This window comes from Nonomuraea ceibae, from assembly GCF_019396325.1.
Classification (GTDB): domain Bacteria; phylum Actinomycetota; class Actinomycetes; order Streptosporangiales; family Streptosporangiaceae; genus Nonomuraea; species Nonomuraea ceibae.
On record NZ_JAHKRO010000136.1, the window covers coordinates 1 to 21,745 of the forward strand.

Consider the following 21,745-nt stretch of genomic DNA (forward strand, 5'->3'; position numbering starts at 1 on the left):
TGAGCCGAAAGTATTCCTCCCGCTCAGCCCGGAGCTTCTTCGCCCCCTGCGCCTTGCGCACCTTGCGGATCTCGAAGTCCATCGCATCCCCTGAAGTGGGGTGTTGCAACGAACCCTAGAACCCAAGAGGTCGCGGGGCGGGGTGTCGGTGGCGTAGCGGGCATTGCGGACAGCGGTCAGGATCTCGTCGACCGCGTCCGGCCCGGCAGGGTGGGCGATCAACGCTCCGGCGTGGCGGCGCAGCCAGGGGGCGACATGGCGCGACTGGTGGCGGGGTTAACGGCCGAGGTCGGCGTACATGCACGACGGGTGCGTGCATGATGCGCAGGTCGGCCCATGTAAGGGGTGGACAGAGGCGACGAGGACGCGATCCCAGCCGAGCAGGATCACCTGCAGACGCTCAGCCGCTTCGGAGGCGTGTTCGTTCCACGGCAGCGGCTTCTCGCTGCTCCGCCCGCCGACGCTGCCACCGGTGGTGCGGGACTGCCGGCTGATGGCTAGATCGAGGTCGGCGTCCAGGCTGGGGACGGCGTCGAGTTCGCGGGCGAGTTCGGCGGTGCAGGCTCCGCAGATGCGGGCTGTGCCGGGCATGAGGCGGTCGCAGGACGCGACCGGGCAGTCCAGAGCCAACGTGTCCCCCTGTGAGCTGGTTGTACGCTTACGGGAGACCTGAGCAGTTGAGGGACTGGCGGGGTCGGCGAGGACTAGTGGGACGAGGCGGCTCTCCGTTCGTGGCGGAGAGCCACTTTTCGTGTTCTTAATCTAACCGACGACCCGAATCACCAGCCGGACACTTCCACCACCTTGGTCGCGCTACAGCTTCGACTGTCTGCGGTGTTGTCGTAGTAGACCTTGTAGGTCCACTGCGTCTCGACCCCGGGGACGTTGCTGAAGATGAAGGTCCCATCGGCGTTCGTGGTGACGTCCGGCAGCGGCTCGAAGGTGCTCTCACCCCACGGGCGGCGGCTGACGGTGACCGTCTGGACACCAGGATTGGCGCCGTCCGGCCGGGTGAGCCGGCCAGCGAAGGTGGCTTCCTTGAACCGCCCTGATGTGTCCGGCCCTGTCAATGTCATCTTGCACGGCGGAAGTGTGGCACCGTGCATCCGCCAGAGATGAAAGGTGCCATTGAGAGTGTTCTCGATGACGGCGAACAGGTCAGATCCGGAGAAGACGAGGTCGTAAATCGTGACGAGAGATTGGGAGTCGAACGTCTCAACCGCGGCTCCCGTGTTCAAGTCGAACAGCACGAGAGGTGCGTCTTCTACATCGTCGGTTCCTCGTGTGACGGCAACCTGTTTCCCGTCTGGGCTGATCGTGGGCGACGCGTAGTCGAGAGTGCCCTCTTCCTTGCCATAGGAGCGGGACTTGGTGAGGGTGGTCAGGTCCCAGGCGTCGAAGTCGTTCACAGCTCCCGGCGTGGTGATCGCTGTCGCGCCGTCCGGCGTGAGTGCGATCTGACCCCAGCCGTTCCACAACCCGTGATCGTAGGCGTCCATTGCACCACGCAGTGCGGGAACGCCGTCTTGGAGGTCGTACACCCGCAGCTCCCAGAAGTCCGCCACGACGAGCGTGTTCCCTGCGGCAGCGATCCGTGGCGCTTGAGCAGGGTTGTCGAGCGAGACAACGGCAGGCTGCGGGGCAGGGACGGACAGGTCGAGGCCAAGAGCGCCGGCCGAACCTTCCCAAGGGCAGCCGTGGGAGACCCAAAGCCGGTGTCCGCTCATCGCGAGCCGGCTTGGGCAGTGGTACGCGGCCAGGTCGATCCGCCGAATGATGGCAAGGTCGTCAGTGTTGATCTCAATCACTTCGTGCGACCCTCTAAGCGCCGCGTAGAGCCGAGTTCCGTCCGGGCTGGTGACGAGATCCCTCACTTCGGCCAAGCCGGTGATGTTTCCAGCGAGGACGCCTTGGGTGTCCGCGACGACGATCCGGTCATCCATGGCGACGAATACTTTTCCGGCCGCGGCAGCGATGTCGCTGGTGACTGTGACATGGCCGAGGGGGGTGAGTGAGTCAGCGGCCATAGCTGCGGGGGCTTGCGAGACGGCGAGACCGGCGACCAGGGTGACGGTTCCGCACAAGATGGCGAGGTGGCGGGTAAGGCGCGTGAACCTTCGGCTGGGCGGGGTGGCGCTGGGTAACCATCGTGTAAAGAGCACAAGGGCCTCCGGGGTTAGCGAGGGGAACTCCCGTTCGACATTAGCCGGACGGACACCCATGATCCAGAGGCGTCTCAGGACATCATGCCAACCCCGTGGCCAGGTCCTGCTCGGCGGTCAGCACAGTGAGCGCGGCGAGGCCGTGGGCTCCGCCGGGGACGGTGACGGCGATGTAGGGCCAGAGCGGGGAGTCGCGACGGATCTTCTCGCCGACCTTGAACGGGTTGCCCCACTTCGAGGTGCGGTCCATGATCGTGCAGTTGGTGCCTTTGCGCCAGCCCTTGGTGCGCTCGCGGCGGATGCGCTTCGGCTCTCGGGTCTCAGGCATGGCGCTCCTCCTTCGCGGTTGATGTCGGGGCGAATTGGCGGCGCAGCCTCCATCGGTGCTGGCACGACTCGTTGTCGCAGTGCGCGTAGGTGCCAGCCGTGGTGCTGTTGTCGGCCATGACGACGGGCGGGTCCACCACGCGGGCAGGCCGGACCACGCCGTCATCGCCAACTACGGCTGGACCCAGTCGAGCCATCCCATGACCATCTCAACGATCGCCACCTGACCTCGTGAAGCGGTCATGGCCTGCTGCCAGCCCAGGCGAGGAGTTCGCTCCGCCTCGTCGGCGTGGATTCTGGCGCTACGACCCGGAGGTACATCATCTGGCGTCGTGGGGGCGGATCCTGGGGCAGACCGATGACCCGGACAAGCGGGGGAAGGTCCACGGCCTCAGGCATACGCACAAGGTGATGCTCGACGAGATGCTGGTGCCGACAGTCGCATCGGAGGGGCGGCTAGGGCACAAGCTGCGCGGGAACGTGGCCACGTACGCGCATGAGTCGCCACCGATGGTCGAGATGGTCACGGTGGGGCTGCAGGCCCGCTGGGAGCGGACCCTGATCGAACGGGTGCGACGGTTCGGCGGTCACAGTTCGGTGCCGGTGGTGGATGCGCTTCTGGGGACGGCCAGGAAGATCGTTTCCGGAGATCGTCCCCAGCTCGTCCCCCAGACGGTTTTACCGATCTTCGGGTGAGATGAGCTTTACCTGGTGGGCGGTACTGGGTTCGAACCAGTGACCCCTCGCTTGTAAGGCGAGTGCTCTACCGCTGAGCTAACCGCCCCCTGATCGGCACTACACCTTACGACACCAACGGAGCCGATCGCACCTCCACGTCCCACCCGGCGCCCAGGTCCGGGCGGCCGGCGGCGCGCCAGCCGAGGAGGGCGGCGCCGAGCATGCCGGCGTCGACGCCCAGGGCGGCCGGCAGCAGGGGCGGGGCGTCGCGGAACGTGAGGCGCTTGACGAGGCGCGTACGAACCGGATCGAACAGGGCGGGTCCCGCCTCGGCGAGGCCGCCGCCGAGGACGATCATCGAGGGGTCCAGCAGGAGCGTGTACGTGGCCAGCGCCAGGGAGAGGGCTTCGACGGCGTCGTCCCAGACCTCGATGGCGACGGGGTCGTCGGAGGCGACGACCTGTTCGGCGCGTACGCCTTCGACGCCGGCGCGCTGGCTGTAGCGGCGGCCGACGGAGGCGGCGGAGGCGTAGGTCTCCAGGCAGCCGAGCTGGCCGCAGGCGCACTGTTCGCCGTCGGGGAAGACGGGGATGTGGCCGATCTCGCCGCCCCAGCCGGACGCGCCGCCGTACGGCTCGCCGTGGATGATCATGGCGCCGGCGATGCCGGTGCCGATGGGGAGGAAGAGGAAGTCGGGCACGCCGCGCCCGGCGCCGAGGACGCTTTCGGCGAGGCCGCCGGTGCGGACGTCGTGGCCGAGGATGACGGGCACGTCGAGTTCGGTGAAGTCGGTGGCGGGGACCTCGCTCCAGCCGAGGTTGGCGGCGTAGAGGGCCGTGTCCTCGGAGACCAGGCCGGGGACGGCCAGGCCGACGCCCGCGGGCGTGCCGTCGCCGGAGGCGGCGAGGTGGCTGATGAAGGCGCGGATGGCGGCGACGACCGCCTCGGGCCCTTCGGCGCGCGGGGTGGAGCGGCGCTCGCTCAGCAGCACGGTGCCGGTCTCGCTGACCAGGCCGCCCTTCATGGACGTGCCACCGACGTCCAGCGCGACGACGAACGAACTAGTTGAGGACACGAAACGGAACGATAGCGCAGCTCAGCAAATGTCTGGAAAAGTCCTGCAAGATCAGGCGCGTCCGAGCACCCGGTTGAGCGCCGCCTCGACCTCCGCGGACAGCCCGGGCGGAGCGCCGGAGCCGATCAGCGCCTCGGGGTCGACCAGGGCACGGGCGGTGCGGACGGCGCCGCAGGAACGGCACTCGACCTCGCCGAGCCGGCAGATCATCGACGTGGACCCGCACGAGCCGCACGATTCCAGGTCGAGGTCGTGCAGGCGTTGACAGTCCGGGCAGATGAGCACCTGCCGCTCCCGGCGCACCGCGCGCTTCCAGGGGCTGGCCCCGCGGACGGGGTCGGTCTGCCGGGCCCCGCAGCGGTAGCAGGGCATCGTTTCCTCCGTTACGAGATGTCGGCGAGCGCCTTGGCGTAGTCGGCGACGTCGCGCGCCTCACCGGCCGGATTGACCACCGACCAGCGGATCACGCCCTCGCCGTCGATGACGAAGGTGCCCCGCCGCGCGACGCCCTTCGTCTCGTCGAACACACCGTACGCCCGCGCCACCTGTCCATGTGGCCAGAAATCGGAGAGCAGGGGAAAAACGTAACCCTCCTGGTCCGCCCAGGCACGATGCGTGAACATCGAGTCGACCGAGACGGTGAGGATCTGCGCGTCACCCGCGGCGAAGTCACGCAGTTCGGACAGCTCGCGGTGGCACACGCCGCTGAACGCCAGCGGGTAGAAGACCAGCACGACCTTCCTGCCCCGGAACTGAGAAAGCCTCACCGGAGTGCCGTGCTGGTCCCGCAGCTCGAATTCGGGAGCCGGGGCGCCGACCCCGGCAGGATGCCCGTTCACGGTTCCATCCTGCCGTACGGCTGGCGTCCGCGCTCCTGTCGTCAGGCTCCTACCGCCGGCCCTTCGGGGCGACGAGCCTGGTCCCCGACCAGTCGGGGGCCGCGGAGATGCTGCTGGTCTGCGATAGACCGGCCGTAGTGGCATCCTCCCCGATGTCGCTCGGCTCCACGTGGCCCTCGCGCCCGGCCTTCGGAGTCAGCAACCAGATCTGGCCACCGTCGGCGAGTGCTCGCATGGCATCGCCGCTCAGGACGTCGAACAGGTCCCCGTCGCCGTCGCGCCACCACAGCAGCACCACGTCGACGACGTCGTCGGTGTCTTCGTCCAGCAGTTCGTTGCCGGTCAGGTCCTCGATGGAATCGCGAAGCTCGTCATCGACGTCCTCATCCCAGCCGATCTCCTGCACCACCTGACCCGGCTTGAGGCCGAGTCGTTCGGCCAGGCCGCGCTCGCCCTGCGCCTGACCCGCGGTCGCGCTCACGTTTATCCCTCCTGCTTGAGTGGCCCCGCATATGCGGTTTATCGCTTCGGGACAGTCCACACGCTGTGACCCTCAGTCGTCAACGGTCGCCACGGGTACGGCCCTACTCGGCCAGAATCAATCAGACAAAAACGACAGCCGAACCTGGCGTTGCGGGTTGTCGACATTCAGGTCCACCAGCGCGATGGACTGCCAGGTGCCCAGCGCCAATCTGCCGCCCAGCACGGGGACCGTGACGTACGGCGGAATGAACGCGGGCATCACGTGTGACCTGCCGTGACCGCGCGAGCCGTGGGCGTGGCGCCACCGGTCGTCGGCCGGCAGCAGGTCACGCAGCGCGGACAGCAGGTCGTCGTCGCTGCCGGAGCCGAGCTCCAGCAGCGCCACGCCGGCCGTCGCGTGCGGGACGAAGACGTGCAGCAGCCCGTCGTCACCCCGCGCGCGGACGAATTCGGCGCATTCCCCGGTGATGTCGTGCACCGTCTCGCGTGAACCCGTGGCCACGGAGATGAGTTCTGATCTCACGGGGAAATTCTACTGAGGCACAATGACGGCATCAGGGCCGGGAAACACCAGCCCGGTGTGCCCGTCGTCGAAGCGCACGATGTACGGAGGGCCGCCGTCCGCGCCCTGGACCTCGATGATCACTCCGCTCCGGTCCCTTTCGCCAACGGTGTTCCCGTGCACGAGGAGCCGGTCTCCTACCGTCGCATTCATAGCTACAGCCTCGTACGGACGCGGCCGTACGAAAAGAGGGCGGCGGCCGGAGCGGCGCGACAACGGCCGCAATCATGACCGAACCGTTACCTGAGAGTTCGCTGAGAACGCCCGGAAGAGAGGCGCCGGAGGGTCCCGGATGCCTGCCGTTAGACTCCGCGCGGCGCTTGCCCCTCCCCGGGAGTGACGCGGCGACCCCGCCGGGGGATACTCAGGGGCGCAAGGCAAAAATTTGTAGCTTTTCCCGTCTTGTTAAAATGCGGGACGGATGTAACCTATGCGGTTGATTCGTCCTACCATCGGTGGTCTAGGCCACCAGTAGTACCCCTGCCAGCCGCGACACCCTGGTTACCGGTGAGTAGAGATGCACTTTCTACGCCGAGCGACCAGGATGGAAAGCGACCCAGACCAGACATCAGTCATCCTCGGAAGGCGAGACCCAGTGGCTTCCGGACGCCAGCGTTTCTCGATCATCAGCGACGGCCTACCCAGCCAGCTGCCTGATGTCGACCCCAGTGAGACCAACGAGTGGCTCGAGTCCCTCGACAACGTCGTCAAGACGGAGGGCCGCACCAGAGCCCGCTACCTGATGCTCCGCATGCTGGAGCGGGCGCGCGAGCACCAGGTCGGCGTGCCGGGCCTGCGCAGCACCGACTACATCAACACGATCCCGCCGGAGCGCGAGCCCTGGTTCCCCGGCGACGAGCACGTCGAGCGGCGCATCCGGGCCTACATCCGCTGGAACGCGGCGATCATGGTCTCGCGCGCCAACGCCCGCACCAACGTGGGCGGCCACATCGCCACCTACGCCTCGGCGGCCTCCCTGTACGAGGTCGGCTTCAACCACTTCTTCCGCGGCAAGGACCACGGCGAGTCGGGCGACCAGGTCTTCTTCCAGGGTCACGCCGCGCCGGGCATCTACGCCCGCGCCTTCCTGGAGGGCCGCCTCAACGAGGCCCAGCTCGACGCCTTCCGCCAGGAGCTGTCGCACGGCTTCCACGGCCTGCCCTCCTACCCGCATCCGCGGCTCATGCCTGACTTCTGGGAGTTCCCCACGGTCTCGATGGGTCTGGGGCCGATCGGGGCGATCTACCAGGCGCGGTTCAACCGCTACCTGCTCAACCGCCAGATCAAGGACACCAGCCGCAGCCACGTATGGGCGTTCCTGGGCGACGGCGAGATGGACGAGCCCGAGTCGCTCGGCGCCATCGGCGTGGCCGCGCGCGAGGAGCTCGACAACCTCACCTTCGTCATCAACTGCAACCTGCAGCGGCTCGACGGCCCGGTGCGCGGCAACGGCAAGATCATCCAGGAGCTGGAGTCCTACTTCCGCGGCGCCGGCTGGAACGTCATCAAGGTCGTCTGGGGCCGCGACTGGGACCCGCTGCTCGCGGCCGACGTCGACGGCGTGCTCGTCAACCAGATGAACACCACCCCCGACGGCCAGTTCCAGACCTACTCGGTCGAGTCGGGCGGCTACATCCGGGAGAACTTCTTCGGCGGCGACCCGCGCCTGCGCAAGATGGTCGAGCACCTGACCGACGACGACATCCGCAAGCTGTCGCGCGGCGGGCACGACTACCACAAGGTCTACGCGGCGTTCAAGGCCGCGCGCGAGCACGTCGGCCAGCCGACGGTCATCCTGGCCCAGACCATCAAGGGCTGGACGCTCGGCAAGGACTTCGAGGCGCGCAACGCCACCCACCAGATGAAGAAGCTCACCAAGGCCGAGCTCAAGGAGTTCCGCGACCGGCTCTACCTGCCGATCCCGGACTCGGCGCTGGAAGGCGACCTGCCGCCGTACTTCCACCCGGGCGAGAACGACCCCGAGATCGCGTACATGAAGGAGCGCCGCGCCGCGCTCGGCGGCGTGCTGCCCAAGCGCGTCGTGCGCGCCAAGCCGGTCAAGCTGCCCGGCGACGCCGCCTACCAGACGTTCGCCAAGGGCTCGGGCAAGCAGCAGGTCGCCACCACGATGGCGTTCGTGCGGCTGCTCAAGGACCTCATGCGCGACAAGGAGATCGGCCACCGGTTCGTGCCGATCATCCCCGACGAGGCCCGTACGTTCGGCCTCGACGCGATGTTCCCCACGGCGAAGATCTACTCGCCGCACGGCCAGACGTACGAGGCCGTCGACAGGGAGCTGCTGCTGTCGTACAAGGAGTCGGTGCAGGGCCAGATCCTGCACGAGGGCATCAGCGAGTCGGGCTCGATGGCCTCGGCGATCGCCGTCGGCACCTCGTACGCCACGCACGGCGAGCACATGATCCCGATCTACATCTTCTACTCGATGTTCGGCTGGCAGCGCACCGGCGACCAGATGTGGCAGATGGCCGACCAGATGACGCGCGGCTTCCTGCTGGGCGCCACCGCCGGCCGCACCACGCTCAACGGCGAGGGCCTGCAGCACGAGGACGGCCACACGCCGCTCATCGCCTCGACCAACCCGGCGGCGATCTCCTACGACCCGTCGTGGGCGTTCGAGGTCGCGCACATCGTCAAGGACGGCCTGCGGCGCATGTACGGCGAGCAGCCGGAGGACGTGTTCTACTACCTGACCGTCTACAACGAGCCCTACCTGCAGCCGGCCCAGCCCGAAGGCATCGACGTGGAGGGCCTGCTCAAGGGCCTCTACAAGTTCGCCGAGGGGCCGCAGACGCAGGGGCCGAAGGCCAACATCCTGTCCTCCGGCGTGGCGGGCCCGTGGGCGATGGAGGCCCAGCGGCTGCTGGCCGAGGAGTGGGGCGTGTCGGCCGACGTGTGGTCGGCGACGTCCTGGACCGAGCTGCGCCGCGACGCGCTCGCGTGCGAGGAGCACAACCTGCTCAACCCCGACGCCGAGCAGCGCGTCCCGTACGTGACGCAGGTGCTGTCGCAGGCGCAGGGCCCGTTCGTGGGCGTCAGCGACTACATGAAGGCCGTCCAGGACCAGATCGCGCAGTGGGTGCCGGGTGACTGGTCCTCGCTGGGCACCGACGGGTTCGGCCTGTCCGACACGCGCTCGGCGCTGCGCCGCCACTTCCACGTCGACGCCGCCTCGATCACGCTGGCCGTGCTGAACAGCCTGGTCAAGCGGGGTGAGCTCGACGGCGAGGTGCTGCGCGAGGCGATCGCCCGCTACCACCTGAAGAACGGCGTGACCGAGGCCGGTGGCGCCGAGAGCAACGACACCCAGTCGATGGGCGTCTGAGACGACCCGGACGGGCGGGACGGCACGACCGTGCCGTCCCGCCCGTTCCGGTGGGCCGTCACGTATTGTGGGCACTACTTCCCCCTGAGCTGACGAGGGGAAATGTCGCATGCGCCGCGTACTGGCCGCCGCAGTCCTGGCCGCCGCAACCACGGGTTGTGTGAGCACGGCCAAGCCCGCCACCGATGTGATTCCGGAGACTGACAAGATCGCGTGGGGCCCGTGCACGGACGTGGCCCGCCCCGACGGCGAACCGCCCGTCGAGAAGGACGCGACGGTCCGGTGCGGCAAGCTGAGCGTCCCGCTGAACTACTCCGACCCCGGCGGCGAGAAGATCGACCTGGCGCTGATCAAGCTCGCGGCGACCGACCAGAAGAAGCGGATCGGGTCGCTGCTGTTCAACTTCGGCGGCCCCGGCGCCTCCGGCGTCGACACGCTCGACCAGGCGGGCAAGGCGCTCGGCGCGCTGCGCGCCCGCTACGACCTGATCAGCTTCGACCCGCGCGGCGTCGAGCGCAGCTCCGGCGTGCGCTGCGGCGGCACCGCCGACCTCGACCGCTTCACCTCACTCGACACGCTGCCCGCCAACGCGCAGACCCGCGCCGAGATCGACGCGGCCAACCGGCGCTTCGCCGAGCTCTGCGCGCGCGACTCCGGCAAGATCCTGCCGTACGTCGGCACCGCCAACGCCGCCCGCGACATGGACCGCATCCGCACCGCCCTCGGCGACGAGAAGCTCAACTACGTCGGCATGTCCTACGGCACCCAGCTCGGCGCCGTGTACGCCACGCAGTTCCCGGAGAACGTGGGCCGGATGGTGCTCGACGCGCCGCTGGACCCGACGGTCACGTTCGAGGAGCGCACGCTGGCCCAGACCAAGGGCTTCCAGAAGTCGTACGAGGCCTTCCTGAAGGACTGCGTGAAGGACACCTGCGAGGTCGGCGCCGACGTCGCCACCGCGGGCTCGAACGTCGAGAAGCTGATGAACGACCTGGCCGCCAAGCCGATGAAGGTCTATCACCGCCAGCTCACGCAGGGGCTGGCCGCCACCGGCGTCGCCGCCGCCCTCTACTCGGAGCTGACGTGGCCGTTCCTGGAGAGCGCGCTCGGCCAGGCGCTCAAGGGCAACGGGGCGGCGCTGCTCTACCTGGCCGACACCTACACCGGCCGCGGCGAGGACGGCTCCTACACCACGCAGACGACCAGCTTCCCGGCGATCACCTGCGTCGACACGGCCGAACGCCCCGACGCGGCCACGCTGCGGCGCACCGAGACGGCCTCGCTGAAGATCTCGCCGCTGTTCGGCGGCGCGGGCTCGGGCGCGCTGTGCGACGTGTGGCCGGTCAAGGGCAGCGACGAAGCCAGGAAGGTCGACGCCACCGGCTCGGCGCCGATCCTCGTGGTCGGCGGCAAGAACGACCCCGCCACCCCGTACGAGTGGGCGCCCAAGCTGACCAGGCAGCTCAGGACCGCCACGCTGGTCACCTACGAGGGCGAGGGGCACGGCGCCTACCTGTCGGGCAGCAAGTGCGTCGCCGAGCTGGTGAACGGCTACCTGCTCAAGGGCAAGGTGCCCGAGCGTGGCGCCTCCTGCCCGGCGGCCTGACGCCTCCGGGCCTGACGCTTCGGGCCTGACGCTCCGGGCCCTGGACGCGCCGCCACTCGGCGGTCGGCGGCGTGTCCAGGGCAGGGGTGGCCGCTCGCGGGAGCGGCCCGCGCGGGACCGGGACGCGGGGAAGGCGGCACCCGGCCCGCGACGATCAGGGGCGGCTCACGCGCGGGGCCGGTAGACGCCGAAGACGCTGCCCGAACGGTCGCGCACGTAGGCGAAGTCGGTGCCCGGGGCGTCGCCGACCACCTTCGTCAGCACCTTGCCGCCCAGCTCCTCGCCGCGCCGGCAGGTCTCCGCCACGTCGGCCACCTGCACGTGGAAGACCGCGTGCGCCGGGAACTCGCCCTTGGTGCCGAACAGGCCGCCGACGGGCTCACCGCCCGGGTAGCGGATCAACCGGTAGTCCATCGAGCCGTCGCCCTCCCGGGCGAAGGTCCAGCCGAACAGCTCGCCGTAGAAGCGCTCGGCGCCCTCCGGGTCGTCGGTGGCCACCTCGAACCAGTTGACCGTGTTGTCAGCCATCGCCGTCTCCTCCATCACTTTCGAACAAGACAACGATCTAACGCGATGGCGACAACCCTATGTCGGTGTTTCCTCTTGACTTTTCGAGCATTCAATCGAGCAAAGTGCCGTGCACGAGCAGGTCGGGGACGTCGGTGGCATAGCCCTCCAGCGGCCGGTCGGGGCAGCGCTCGGCGGTGACGGAGGCGGCGGCGATGCGGTCGAGCCGGAAGACGCGCACGTCGTCACGGAGCCGGCACCACGCCACCAGATACCAGAACCCGCCTCGGCCGCCCAGGAACACGCCGGGCTCGACGTCGCGCGAGGTCAGCGCGCCCTTGGCGTCGGCGTAGTCGAGCCGGAGCACCCGGCGGCGCAGCAGCGCCTCCTCGATGGCGCGGGAGATGCCCTCGCCGCCCATCGGCCGGGCGCCGCCCGGCTCGGCGGGCTCGGAGACGTGCACCACCCGCCGCGCCAGCTCCCTGGCCAGCTCGCCCTCGCGGCCGGGCATGGCGGCGACGACCTTGCGTAACGCGCTGCGGGCCTGCCGGCCGAACGGCTGGTCGCCGGCCCGGCTGAGCGCCACCGCGATGGCCACCGCCTCGGCCGGGGTGAAGTTGAGCGGTGGCAGGGACATCTTCCTGTCGATCGCGTAGCCGCCCTTGCGCCCCGTCTCGGCGTAGATCGGCACCCCGGACTCCTGCAGGGCGGTGATGTCGCGTTCGATCGTGCGCACGCTCACCTCGAACCTGCCGGCCAGCTCGCGGGCCGAGCGGCAGCGGGGCGAGATGGCGCGCAGGTCCTCGACGAGCGCGTAGAGCCGGTCGGTACGGTTCACACCCGCGACGCTACGCGCGGACACCGACAATCCCGAGCGCACCGGGGTTTCGGGCGTCCGGAAGGGGGTCAGCGAGCCCAGTCGAGCAGTTCGTCCACCGGCCAGGTGTTGACGATCCGGCCGGCCTCGATCCCGCACCTGGCCGCCCGCTCGCAGCCGAAGCGCAGCCAGTCGAGCTGGCCGGGCGCGTGCGCGTCGGAGTTGATCGCGAACACGCACCCCTGCTCGTACGCCTGGCGCAGCAGCCGCTTGGGCGGGTCGAGCCGGTCGGGACGCGAGTTGATCTCCACGGCGACCCCGAACCGCCGGCACGCCTCGAAGACCAGGTCGGCCTCGAACTCCGACTCCGGCCTGCGCGAGCCGCGCGCTCCCCCGGCCTGCACGACCCGGCCGGTGCAGTGGCCGAGCACGTCCACGAGCGGGTTGGCGACGGCCGTCACCATCCGGCGGGTCATCTCGGAGCTGGGCATGCGCAGCTTGGAGTGCACGCTGGCGACCACCACGTCGAGCCGTTCCAGCAGCTCCGGCTCCTGGTCGAGGCTGCCGTCGAGGTTGATGTCGACCTCGATGCCCGTCAGGATGCGGAACGGCGCCAGCCGCTCGTTGAGCGCCTCCACCACGTCGAGCTGCTCGCGCAGCCGCGCCGCCGGCAGCCCGCGGGCGACGGTCAGCCGCGGCGAGTGGTCGGTCAGCGCCAGGTAGGCGTGGCCCAGCGACCCGGCCGCCTCGGCCATCTCCTCGATCGGCGATCCGCCGTCGGACCAGTCGGAATGGCTGTGCAGGTCACCCTTGAGCGCCGCGCGCAACGCCGCCGTCTCGTCGTCGAGGTCGGCCCCCTCCGTGGCGCGCAACCGGCGCAGATAGGTCGGGACCTGACCGGCCAGCGCCTCGGTGACGACCAGCGCGGTCACCTTGCCGATGCCGGGCAGCTCGGCCAGGCCGCCCGACTCCGAGCGCCGTACGAGCTCGTCGCGGGGCAGGTCGGCGACGACGGAGGCGGCGCGGCGGAAGGCGCGCACGCGGTAGGCGGGCTCGCCCGCCCGCTCCAGCAGGAAGGCGATTTCCCGGAACGCTTCGACCGGTTCCATACGTTCATCCATATCAAAAGCGGCAACGGGCCAGGTCACCGTCGGATCACGGGCGATTGAAGGCCGGCCGGAACCCCCGCTAGGCTGTGCGACCCACGAAGGAGCCCGATTGCCCCCCAAGCCGCCCCCACCGAAACAGCGCTCGTCGAAAGCGATCACCCTGACCGTCATCGGCGTCGTGTCCGTCATGGTGGTCGGCTACTGCGCGGCGACGCAGGACGACGACGAGGTCACCGCCGACTGCGTCGACACCAGCCAGCAGCTCCCCGACGGCTCCTACCCGGTCGTGGACGAGGACTACTGCGACGACGACCACCACTCCCACTACTACGCCGGGCCGCGGGGCGCCTACCACTGGTACTACGGCGGCGTCCGCAACGGCACCCGCGTGCGCGGCGGCACCACGCTGCGCCCCTCCGACGTCACCATCTCCACCCGCACCGGGCGCGAGATCCAGCGCGGCGGCTTCGGCAGCGGCCGCAGCAGCGGGAGCTGACCGGTGCGACGCGAGCAGGGCGCTCCCCGCGACGGCTGGGACAAGACGATCGAGAGCCAGGGCCTGGCCTACCACCGCGCGGCCCACCCCGAGGGGCTGAGCAGGCCCTACTGGGACGAGTCGGTCCACTACGTGTTCTCCATGGACGAGGTCGAGTCGCTGGAGGAGCAGGTCGAGGAGCTGCACGGGATGTGCCTCCAGGCCGCCGAGCACGTGGTCTCCACCGGCCGCCTGGCCGACCTGGCCATCCCGGAGTGGGCGGCCGACGACGTGGCGCGCTCGTGGGAGCGGCGCGACGCCCACCTCTACGGCCGCTTCGACCTGCGCTACGACGGCACCGGGCCGGCCAAGCTGCTGGAGTACAACGCCGACACGCCGACCTCGCTGCTGGAGTCATCGGTGATCCAGTGGTTCTGGCTGCAGGACACCCACCCCGGCGGCGACCAGTGGAACTCCGTGCACGAGCGGCTCATCGACCGCTGGCGCGCGATGCCGCTGCCGCCCGGCCCCACCCACTTCGCCTGGACCAACGGCGACGAGACCGGCGAGGAGGCCATGACGCTGGCCTACCTCCAGGAGACCGCCGAGCAGGCCGGGCTGGAGACCGTGGCCGTCGCCATGGAGGACATCGGCTGGGACTCGCTCAACCGGTGCTTCGTCGACGTCGAGGAGCGCAGGATCCGCTCGGCCTTCAAGCTCTACCCGTGGGAGTGGATGCTCGCCGAGCCGTTCGGCCGCCACGCGGTGCGCCACGCGACGTGGATCGAGCCGCTGTGGAAGGCTCTGCTGTCCAACAAGGCGCTGCTGGCCGTGCTGTGGGAGCTGTTCCCCGGCCATCCCAACCTGCTGCCCGCCTACCTCGACGGCCCCCGCGACCTCCGCTCGTACATCGCCAAGCCGCTGCTCGGCCGGGAGGGCGCGTCGATGCGGATCGTCACGCCGTCCGGCGGCCTGGAGACGCCCGGTTCCTATGGCCAGGAGGGGTATGTCTACCAGGGCTTCGAGGCGTTGCCGGAGTTCGGCGGCCAGCGGCCGGTCCTGGGCGCCTGGGTGGTCGCCGACGAGGCGGCCGGCCTGGGCATCCGGGAGACGACCGGCCTGATCACCGACGACACCTCTTCCTTCGTACCTCACCGAATCGAGTGACCGTGACCACCCTGTTCCTGGAACATCTCGCCCGCGGCGCGGGCTCCATCGCCTCCTACGCCGCCGTCGGCGTGATCCTGATGATCGTCGGCTTCTACGTGATCGACCTGGCGACCCCGGGCAAGCTCAGCCAGATCATCCGCACCGAGCGCAACCCGAACGCGACCCTGCTGGCCACCTCCGCGCTGGCCGCGGTCGGCCTGATCGTGGCCGCCTCCATCTGGGGCTCCGGCGGGCGGCTGGCCGAGGGGCTGGTGAGCACCGCGGTGTTCGGCCTGGTCGGCATCGCCGTGCAGACGCTGGCGATGCTGCTGTTCGACCGGGTGGTCGGCATCTCCGTGCGCGAACTGGTCAAGGAGCCTCAGCTGCAGCCGGGCGCCCGGCTCCTCGCGGTGACCCACATTGCGATCGGCCTGATAACCGCCGTCGCGGTCATCTGAAATCACCTGGCACTCTAGGAGACGTGACAGACCGGACCCGGGAGGACACCACTCGCAGGCTCGAGCGCGCGATGGGCTCGCTCGGCACGGCGGCGATGGCGCGGATGGACGACCAGTTGCCGTGGTTCCGCGCGCTCAGCGCCGAGGACCGCTCCTGGGTGGGGCTGGTGGCGCAGGCGGGCATCGCCGCGTTCGTCGAGTGGTTCCAGCACGCGGGCGAGGACCGGCCCACGCCCAGCATCGAGTTCTTCGGCACCGCGCCGCGTGAGCTGAAGCGGTCGATCTCGCTGCAGCAGACGGTCGACATCGTCCGCGTCGTCGTCCAGGTGGTCGAGGCGCAGACCGACGAGCTGGCCGCGCCCGGCGGCGAGGACCAGCTCCAGCAGGCGATGCTCCGCTACACCCGGGACGTGGCGTTCGCCGCCGCGCACGTCTACGCCCGCGAGGCCGAGGCCCGGGGCTCCTGGGACGCGCGGCTGGAGGCGCTGATCGTCGACGCGCTGGTGCGCGGCGAGGTGGACGACGGGCTGCACTCCTGGGCCGCCGCGCTCGGCTGGACGTCCTCGCCGGTGGTCGTGATCGCCGGGCACGCCCCCGAGGGCGACCCGCGCGCCGTCATCGACGGGCTGCGCGAGCGGGGCCGCCGCATCGGCATGGACCTGCTCGCCGGTGTCCAGGCCGACCGGCTCATCGTGATCGTGGGCGGCGCCGAGAGCGTGAACGACGCGGCCCGGCAGGTCGTCGCCCGGTTCGGCGAGGGCCCGATCGTGATCGGCCCCGAGGTGCCCGACCTGCACGCCGCCGCGCGGTCGGCCCGGGCCGCGCTGGCCGGGCTGAAGGCCTCCTCCGGCTGGCCCGACGCGCCCCGGCCGGTGCACGCCGAGGACCTGCTGGCCGAGCGGGCGCTCGACGGCGACGAGGACGCCAGGGAGCAGCTCGTCGAGAACGTCTATCTGCCCCTCGCGGGCACCCCGCTGCTCGATACGCTGGCCACGTACCTGGAGCAGGGCACGTCGCTGGAGGCGACCGCGCGACTGCTGTTCGTCCACCCCAACACGGTCCGCTACCGGCTCAAGAAGATCACCGAGCTGACCGGCTACCAGCCGACCGAGGGCCGTTCGGCCTTCACCCTGCAGGTGGGGCTCATCCTGGGGCGCCTCGCCGACAGCGCCGCGATGTGGCGGGCCCTAACGTAATCTTCCCGAAACCCCTACTGTGGGGTTCCTACAAAACAGCCCGGACAAAGTTCGTTCAGATCTTCATCGGCGTGTCGAAGTTCTACAGGGCATGGTGGATTTCGTGCTTGTAGTCGTCGCGCCGGGCCAAGGCGCCCAAACCCCAGGTTTCCTCACCCCGTGGCTGGAGCTGCCCGGTGTGGCAGACCGGCTCGCCGCGTGGTCGGAGGTCGCCGGGCTCGACCTGATCGCGTTCGGCACCACCGCGGACGCCGACGAGATCCGCGACACCGCCGTCGCCCAGCCCCTGCTCGTGGCGGCCGCGCTGGCCAGCGCCGAGGCGCTCGGCGTGAACCCCGACCTGCTGGCCGGCCACAGCGTCGGCGAGTTCGCGACCGCCGCGCTGGCCGGGGTGATCACGCCCGAGCAGGCGCTGACGCTGGTCCGCGAGCGCGGCCGGGCGATGGCCGAGGCCGCCTCCGTCACCGAGACCGGCATGACCGCCGTGCTCGGCGGTGAGGAGCCCGACGTGCTGGCGGCCATCGACAAGCACGGCCTGACCCCCGCCAACATCAACGGCTCCGGCCAGATCGTCGCGGGCGGCACGCTGGAGCAGCTCGCCGCCTTCGCCGACGACGCCCCGGCCGGCGCCCGGCTCCGCCCGCTGGCCGTGGCCGGCGCCTTCCACACCGCGCACATGGCCCCCGCGGTCGCGCGGCTGCGCGAGGCCGCCGCCTCCGTCACCCCGGCCGACCCCACCGTGCGGCTGCTGTCCAACGCCGACGGCCAGGTCGTGACCGGCGGCGACGAGGTCATGAGCCGCCTGGTCAACCAGGTGAGCAACCCCGTGCGCTGGGACTCCTGCATGGCGACGATGGCCGAGCTGGGCGTCACCGCGATGATCGAGCTGCTGCCCGGCGGCACGCTGACCGGCCTCGCCAGGCGCGGGCTGCGCGGCGTGAAGACCGTGGCCGTCAAGACCCCCGAACATCTCGACGCCGCCAGGGAGCTGATCAAGTGAGGATCGCCGACACCGCGCCCGGCGCCAGGCTGCTGGCCCTCGGCCACTACCAGCCCGCCCGCGTCGTCACCAACGACGAGCTGGCCAGGACCATGGAGACCAACGACGAGTGGATCCAGTCCCGCGTCGGCATCAAGGAGCGCCGGGTCGCCGCCGACAGCGAGACGCTGGAGGACATGGCGGCCCAGGCGGGCGGCAAGGCGCTGGCCGCCAGCGGTCTGGCCGCCGATGACATCGACCTGGTCATCGTCGCGACCTGCACACTGGAGTCGCAGATCCCCAACGCCGCCGCGGTCGTCGCGCACCGGCTCGGCATCGACGCCCCCGGCGCCTTCGACGTCAACGCCGCCTGCGCCGGCTTCTGCTACGCGCTCGGCACCGCCGACGCCGCCATCCGCGCCGGCTCGGCCCGCAACGTGCTGGTCATCGGCGCGGAGAAGCTGTCGCAGTGGATCGACTGGACCGACCGCTCCACCGCGGTGATCTTCGCCGACGGCGCGGGCGCCGCGGTCGTCGGCCCCTCCGACACCCCCGGCATCGGCCCGGTCGTGTGGGGCAGCTCCGGCGACAAGTCCGAGGCCATCCGCATCGACGACCGCCACAGCTCGCTGCAGCAGGAGGGCCAGACGGTCTTCCGCTGGGCCACCACCGCGCTCCACCCGGTCGCCAAGCAGGCGTGCGAGCGCGCCGGCGTCGACCCGTCGGAGCTGGCCGCGTTCATCCCGCATCAGGCCAACCTGCGTATCATCGAGTCGATCGCCCGTCGGCTGGGCGCCGAGCGCGCGGTCATCGCCCGCGACATCGTCACCGCCGGCAACACCTCCGCAGCCTCCATCCCGCTCGCGCTCTCGCGCATGCTGGAGCGCGGCGAGGTCCGCTCGGGTGAGCTCGCGCTCATCCTCGGCTTCGGCGCCGGCCTGACCTACGCGGGTCAGGTCATCGAGATCCCCTAAGAAAAGCTTGTACGGCGAAGCCGTGCAGAACCAGGAAAACTAAGGAGAACCAGCGACATGGCCACCGAGCAGGACATCCTCCAGGGCCTCGGCAAGATCATCAACGAGATCACCGGCATCCCGGCCGCCGAGGTCACTCCGGAGAAGAGCTTCGTGGACGACCTCGACATCGACTCCCTGTCCATGGTCGAGATCGCCGTGGCCGCCCAGGACGAGTTCGGCGTCGAGATCCCCGACGACCAGCTCAAGAACCTGAAGACGGTCAAGGACGTCCTCACCTTCATCCAGAACTAGAACGTCCTTACCCCTGATCGACAAGGAGTGCGAAACGTGAGTGCAAACCGGGTACGTGTCGTCGTCACCGGGCTCGGCGCGACGACGCCCGTCGGTGGAGACGTCGCCTCGTCCTGGTCGGCGCTCCTCGCCGGTCAGTCGGGTGTCAGGACCCTCACCGAGGACTGGATCGACACCGTCCCCGTGACGTTCGCGGGGACGGCCGCGGTCGACCCGACCGAGGTGCTGCCCCGGCCCGAGTCCCGCCGTCTCGACCGCAGCGAGCAGTTCGCGATGGTCGCCGCGCGTGAGGCGTGGCAGGACGCGGGAGCGCCGGAGGTGGCGCCCGAGCGGCTGGGCGTCGTCGTGTCCAGCGGCATCGGCGGCATCAACACCACCCTGTCCGCCTACGACACCTACAAGGAGCGCGGCTGGAACCGGCTGTCGCCCTTCACGGTGCCGATGCTCATGCCCAACGGCCCCGCCGCCTGGATCGGCCTCGACCGGGGCGCCCAGGCCGGGGTGCACGCCACGGTGTCCGCCTGCGCCTCCGGCGCGGAGGCCATCGGCTACGCGATGGACATGATCAGGGCGGGCCGGGCCGACGTGGTGATCGCCGGCGGCACCGAGGCCGCCATCCACGGCCTCAACGTGGCGGCCTTCGCCGCCGCCCGCGCCATGTCCACCCGCAACGACGAGCCGCAGCGCGCCTCCCGGCCGTGGGACCGCGACCGCGACGGCTTCGTCCTGGGTGAGGGCGCCGGCATCCTCGTCCTGGAGTCGGAGGAGCACGCCCGCGCCCGCGACGCGCGGATCTACGCCTACGCCTCGGGCGTCGGCTACTCGGCCGACTCCCACCACATCACCCAGCCCGAGCCCGAGGGCCGGGGCATCATCATGGCGATGACGCAGGCGCTCACCGACGCCGGCATCACCGGCCAGGACGTCAAGCACGTCAACGCGCACGCCACCTCCACCCCGGCAGGCGACGTCATCGAGGTGCAGGCGGTGGCCAAGGCCATCGGCACCCACCCGCTGGTCACCTCGACCAAGTCCATGACCGGCCACCTCCTGGGCGGCGCCGGCGGCATCGAGTCCGTCTTCACCGTCAAGGCGCTGCAGGAGCGCATCGTCCCCGCCACCATCAACCTCGACAACGTCGACGACGGCATCGAGGTCGATCTCGTGCACGGCGCCCACCGCGCCCTGCCAGCGGGTGACATCGCCGCGGTCAACAACTCGTTCGGCTTCGGCGGCCACAACGTGACCGTCGTGTTCAAGGGGGCTTAAATGACCGTGCTCGACAACCGCGTGGCGACCGAGGGTCCCGAACAGGAGCCTGCCGATCCCCGCGATCCCGCCGTCCGCCTGGCCGCCCTCCTCGACGAGGGGTCGGTGCGGCTGATCACCCCCGAGGACAAGAGCGGCGTGCTGGCCGCCATGGGCCGCGTCGAGGGAGTCCCCGTCGTCGCGTTCTGCAGCGACGCGCGTTATCAGGGCGGCGCGATGGGCAGCGAGGGTTGCGAGCACATCGTCCACGCCTATGACGTGGCCGTCCGCGAACGGGTGCCGGTCCTCGGGATCTGGCACTCCGGCGGTGCGCGACTCGCCGAAGGCGTCGAGTCGCTGCACGCCGTCGGCCGGGTGTTCGCCGCCATGACCAAGGCGTCGGGCGTCGTGCCGCAGATCTCCGTGGTCGTCGGCCCGGCCGCCGGCGGCGCCGCCTACGGCCCGGCGCTGACCGACCTGGTGATCCTGGCCGACTCGGGCCGCATCTTCGTCACCGGCCCCGACGTGGTCCGCAGCGTCACCGGCGAGGACGTCACCAGCGCCGCCCTGGGCGGCCCCGAGCCGCACAGCAAGCGCAGCGGTGTCGTGCACGTCGTCACCAAGACCGAGACCGACGCGCTGCTGAAGGCCCGCCAGCTCGCCGTGCTGCTCGGCCACCAGGGCCGGGTCCGCTCGTCGGAGATCGGCGAGGTCGACTTCTCCTCGCTGCTGCCCGACTCGCCGCGCCGCGCCTACGACGTCAAGCCGCTGGTCAACGGCCTGCTCGACGAGCCCGGCGTGGAGCTGCACCCCAAGTGGGCGCCCAACATCGTCACGTCGCTGGGGCGGCTCGGCGGCCGGACCGTCGGCGTGATCGCCAACAACCCGATGCGGCTGGGCGGCTGCCTCGACGCCACCTCCGCCGAGAAGGCCGCGCGTTTCGTGCGCATGTGTGACGCCTTCGGGGTGCCGCTGGTCGTGCTGGTGGACGTGCCGGGCTACCTGCCGGGCGTCGGCCAGGAGCACGACGGCGTGGTGCGCCGCGGCGCCAAGCTGCTGCACGCCTTCGCCGAGGCGTCGGTGCCGCGCATCACGCTCGTCACCCGCAAGGCCTACGGCGGCGCCTACATCGCGATGAACTCCCGCGCCCTCGGCGCGACCAAGGTGTTCGCGTGGCCGACGACCGAGGTCGCGGTCATGGGCGCGGTCGCCGCGGTCCGCATCCTCAAGCGCCGCCAGCTCGCCGCCGCCTCCGAGGAGGAGCGCGCGGAGCTGGAGCAGCGGCTCGCCGAGGAGCACGAGAAGCTCGCGGGCGGGCTCAGCCGCGCGCAGGAGCTGGGCGTGATCGACGAGGTGATCAAGCCGGAGGAGACCCGGGGCGCGATCGCCAAGGTCCTGGCCCAGGCGACCCCGGCCCGGGGCGCGCACGGCAACATCCCGCTGTAGTCCGGACGACGGCGAGGG

At 70.3% G+C, this 21,745-nt stretch carries 24 protein-coding genes and 1 tRNA gene; 12 read left to right on the plus strand and 13 right to left on the minus strand.

The genetic code is table 11. From position 1 onward, the window contains the following. Positions 1-276: 276 nt before the first annotated feature. The 3 genes from KME80_RS43430 to KME80_RS43440 all read right to left on the minus strand — a co-directional run bounded on the left by KME80_RS43430 (position 277) and on the right by KME80_RS43440 (position 2,490). Positions 277-591: a hypothetical protein gene (locus tag KME80_RS43430; RefSeq protein ID WP_219517451.1), complete on the minus strand. Its 315-nt coding sequence runs from the start codon at positions 589-591 to the stop codon at positions 277-279. Positions 592-779: 188 nt separating this feature from the next. Continuing rightward, entirely contained in the window at positions 780-2,027 is a 1,248-nt protein-coding gene (locus KME80_RS43435) for a YncE family protein (protein ID WP_219517452.1), read from the minus strand. 217 nt (positions 2,028-2,244) lie between these two features. Next, positions 2,245-2,490: a DUF4326 domain-containing protein gene (locus KME80_RS43440; protein ID WP_219517453.1), complete on the minus strand. Its 246-nt coding sequence runs from the start codon at positions 2,488-2,490 to the stop codon at positions 2,245-2,247. Positions 2,491-2,900: 410 nt separating this feature from the next. Between KME80_RS43440 and KME80_RS43445 the strand changes: the two genes are divergently transcribed. Then, complete coding sequence (locus KME80_RS43445; protein ID WP_219517454.1) at positions 2,901-3,185, plus strand: hypothetical protein; 285 nt, start codon at positions 2,901-2,903, stop codon at positions 3,183-3,185. A gap of 13 nt (positions 3,186-3,198) precedes the next feature. On the opposite strand, the gene KME80_RS43450 is transcribed toward KME80_RS43445, so the two are convergent. From KME80_RS43450 to KME80_RS43480, 7 genes are all read right to left on the minus strand, one after another. After that, positions 3,199-3,273, minus strand: a tRNA-Val gene (locus KME80_RS43450). Between the two features lie 18 nt (positions 3,274-3,291). Next, on the minus strand, positions 3,292-4,242 hold the full coding sequence (locus KME80_RS43455; protein WP_308126175.1) for an ROK family protein: 951 nt from the start codon (positions 4,240-4,242) through the stop codon (positions 3,292-3,294). A gap of 51 nt (positions 4,243-4,293) precedes the next feature. Next, the gene (locus KME80_RS43460) at positions 4,294-4,614 is read right to left on the minus strand and encodes a hypothetical protein (protein ID WP_219517455.1); all 321 of its coding nucleotides are present in this window, start codon (positions 4,612-4,614) and stop codon (positions 4,294-4,296) included. A gap of 11 nt (positions 4,615-4,625) precedes the next feature. Next, a complete protein-coding gene (locus KME80_RS43465; protein WP_308126176.1) occupies positions 4,626-5,081 on the minus strand; it encodes a peroxiredoxin in 456 nt (151 codons plus the stop codon). Positions 5,082-5,130: 49 nt separating this feature from the next. Further along, the gene (locus tag KME80_RS43470; protein ID WP_219517457.1) at positions 5,131-5,562 is read right to left on the minus strand and encodes a DUF3052 domain-containing protein; all 432 of its coding nucleotides are present in this window, start codon (positions 5,560-5,562) and stop codon (positions 5,131-5,133) included. 117 nt (positions 5,563-5,679) lie between these two features. Continuing rightward, positions 5,680-6,087, minus strand: a complete 408-nt coding sequence (locus KME80_RS43475) for a secondary thiamine-phosphate synthase enzyme YjbQ (RefSeq protein ID WP_219517458.1) — start codon at positions 6,085-6,087, stop codon at positions 5,680-5,682. Between the two features lie 9 nt (positions 6,088-6,096). Further along, positions 6,097-6,279 carry a DUF1918 domain-containing protein gene (locus KME80_RS43480; RefSeq protein WP_219517460.1) on the minus strand — a complete coding sequence of 61 codons (183 nt, stop codon included), beginning with the start codon at positions 6,277-6,279 and terminating at the stop codon, positions 6,097-6,099. Positions 6,280-6,721: 442 nt separating this feature from the next. On the opposite strand from KME80_RS43480, the gene aceE reads away from it, so the two are divergent. Then, the gene (aceE, locus tag KME80_RS43485; protein WP_219517462.1) at positions 6,722-9,469 is read left to right on the plus strand and encodes a pyruvate dehydrogenase (acetyl-transferring), homodimeric type; all 2,748 of its coding nucleotides are present in this window, start codon (positions 6,722-6,724) and stop codon (positions 9,467-9,469) included. A gap of 109 nt (positions 9,470-9,578) precedes the next feature. Then, a complete protein-coding gene (locus KME80_RS43490; protein WP_219517463.1) occupies positions 9,579-11,075 on the plus strand; it encodes an alpha/beta hydrolase in 1,497 nt (498 codons plus the stop codon). A gap of 165 nt (positions 11,076-11,240) precedes the next feature. Here the strand turns inward: KME80_RS43490 and KME80_RS43495 are convergent, their stop codons facing one another. From KME80_RS43495 to KME80_RS43505, 3 genes are all read right to left on the minus strand, one after another. Next, positions 11,241-11,603: a VOC family protein gene (locus tag KME80_RS43495; protein ID WP_219517465.1), complete on the minus strand. Its 363-nt coding sequence runs from the start codon at positions 11,601-11,603 to the stop codon at positions 11,241-11,243. 91 nt (positions 11,604-11,694) lie between these two features. Continuing rightward, positions 11,695-12,420, minus strand: a complete 726-nt coding sequence (locus KME80_RS43500) for a helix-turn-helix transcriptional regulator (protein WP_219517467.1) — start codon at positions 12,418-12,420, stop codon at positions 11,695-11,697. 68 nt (positions 12,421-12,488) lie between these two features. Continuing rightward, positions 12,489-13,508, minus strand: a complete 1,020-nt coding sequence (locus tag KME80_RS43505; protein ID WP_219517469.1) for a PHP domain-containing protein — start codon at positions 13,506-13,508, stop codon at positions 12,489-12,491. A 109-nt stretch (positions 13,509-13,617) separates the two neighbouring features. Here KME80_RS43505 and KME80_RS43510 point away from each other — a divergent pair, with 109 nt between their 5' ends. The 9 genes from KME80_RS43510 to KME80_RS43550 all read left to right on the plus strand — a co-directional run bounded on the left by KME80_RS43510 (position 13,618) and on the right by KME80_RS43550 (position 21,727). Beyond that, positions 13,618-14,004, plus strand: coding sequence for a hypothetical protein (locus KME80_RS43510; RefSeq protein WP_219517471.1), 387 nt, complete (start codon positions 13,618-13,620; stop codon positions 14,002-14,004). Between the two features lie 3 nt (positions 14,005-14,007). Next, the gene (locus KME80_RS43515) at positions 14,008-15,150 is read left to right on the plus strand and encodes a glutathionylspermidine synthase family protein (protein ID WP_219517473.1); all 1,143 of its coding nucleotides are present in this window, start codon (positions 14,008-14,010) and stop codon (positions 15,148-15,150) included. 2 nt (positions 15,151-15,152) lie between these two features. Further along, positions 15,153-15,590 carry a DUF350 domain-containing protein gene (locus KME80_RS43520; protein ID WP_308126177.1) on the plus strand — a complete coding sequence of 146 codons (438 nt, stop codon included), beginning with the start codon at positions 15,153-15,155 and terminating at the stop codon, positions 15,588-15,590. A gap of 71 nt (positions 15,591-15,661) precedes the next feature. After that, the gene (locus KME80_RS43525) at positions 15,662-16,786 is read left to right on the plus strand and encodes a PucR family transcriptional regulator (RefSeq protein ID WP_219517489.1); all 1,125 of its coding nucleotides are present in this window, start codon (positions 15,662-15,664) and stop codon (positions 16,784-16,786) included. A 103-nt stretch (positions 16,787-16,889) separates the two neighbouring features. After that, the gene (locus tag KME80_RS43530) at positions 16,890-17,786 is read left to right on the plus strand and encodes an ACP S-malonyltransferase (RefSeq protein WP_219517475.1); all 897 of its coding nucleotides are present in this window, start codon (positions 16,890-16,892) and stop codon (positions 17,784-17,786) included. Beyond that, positions 17,783-18,739, plus strand: a complete 957-nt coding sequence (locus KME80_RS43535; protein WP_219517478.1) for a beta-ketoacyl-ACP synthase III — start codon at positions 17,783-17,785, stop codon at positions 18,737-18,739. Before KME80_RS43530 ends, KME80_RS43535 begins: the two co-directional genes overlap by 4 nt. A gap of 57 nt (positions 18,740-18,796) precedes the next feature. Continuing rightward, positions 18,797-19,033 (plus strand): acyl carrier protein, encoded by a 237-nt coding sequence (locus tag KME80_RS43540; RefSeq protein ID WP_219517480.1) that lies wholly within the window; start codon positions 18,797-18,799, stop codon positions 19,031-19,033. 36 nt (positions 19,034-19,069) lie between these two features. Continuing rightward, complete coding sequence (gene fabF, locus KME80_RS43545; protein ID WP_219517481.1) at positions 19,070-20,302, plus strand: beta-ketoacyl-ACP synthase II; 1,233 nt, start codon at positions 19,070-19,072, stop codon at positions 20,300-20,302. Next, on the plus strand, positions 20,303-21,727 hold the full coding sequence (locus KME80_RS43550; protein WP_219517483.1) for a carboxyl transferase domain-containing protein: 1,425 nt from the start codon (positions 20,303-20,305) through the stop codon (positions 21,725-21,727). The last annotated feature ends 18 nt before the right edge of the window (positions 21,728-21,745 follow it).

What these genes read in the sequence shown, in the direction of transcription:
- KME80_RS43460 (WP_219517455.1), bottom strand. Translation starts at nt 4,614, where the DNA reads ATGCCCTGCTACCGCTGCGGGGCCCGGCAGACCGACCCCGTCCGCGGG.
- KME80_RS43495 (WP_219517465.1), bottom strand. Translation starts at nt 11,603, where the DNA reads ATGGCTGACAACACGGTCAACTGGTTCGAGGTGGCCACCGACGACCCG.
- KME80_RS43505 (WP_219517469.1), bottom strand. Translation starts at nt 13,508, where the DNA reads ATGGAACCGGTCGAAGCGTTCCGGGAAATCGCCTTCCTGCTGGAGCGG.
- KME80_RS43525 (WP_219517489.1), top strand. Translation starts at nt 15,662, where the DNA reads ATGGGCTCGCTCGGCACGGCGGCGATGGCGCGGATGGACGACCAGTTG.
- KME80_RS43480 (WP_219517460.1), bottom strand. Translation starts at nt 6,279, where the DNA reads ATGAATGCGACGGTAGGAGACCGGCTCCTCGTGCACGGGAACACCGTT.
- KME80_RS43435 (WP_219517452.1), bottom strand. Translation starts at nt 2,027, where the DNA reads ATGGCCGCTGACTCACTCACCCCCCTCGGCCATGTCACAGTCACCAGC.
- KME80_RS43540 (WP_219517480.1), top strand. Translation starts at nt 18,797, where the DNA reads ATGGCCACCGAGCAGGACATCCTCCAGGGCCTCGGCAAGATCATCAAC.
- KME80_RS43430 (WP_219517451.1), bottom strand. Translation starts at nt 591, where the DNA reads ATGCCCGGCACAGCCCGCATCTGCGGAGCCTGCACCGCCGAACTCGCC.
- KME80_RS43490 (WP_219517463.1), top strand. Translation starts at nt 9,579, where the DNA reads ATGCGCCGCGTACTGGCCGCCGCAGTCCTGGCCGCCGCAACCACGGGT.
- KME80_RS43550 (WP_219517483.1), top strand. Translation starts at nt 20,303, where the DNA reads ATGACCGTGCTCGACAACCGCGTGGCGACCGAGGGTCCCGAACAGGAG.
- KME80_RS43445 (WP_219517454.1), top strand. Translation starts at nt 2,901, where the DNA reads ATGCTCGACGAGATGCTGGTGCCGACAGTCGCATCGGAGGGGCGGCTA.
- KME80_RS43440 (WP_219517453.1), bottom strand. Translation starts at nt 2,490, where the DNA reads ATGCCTGAGACCCGAGAGCCGAAGCGCATCCGCCGCGAGCGCACCAAG.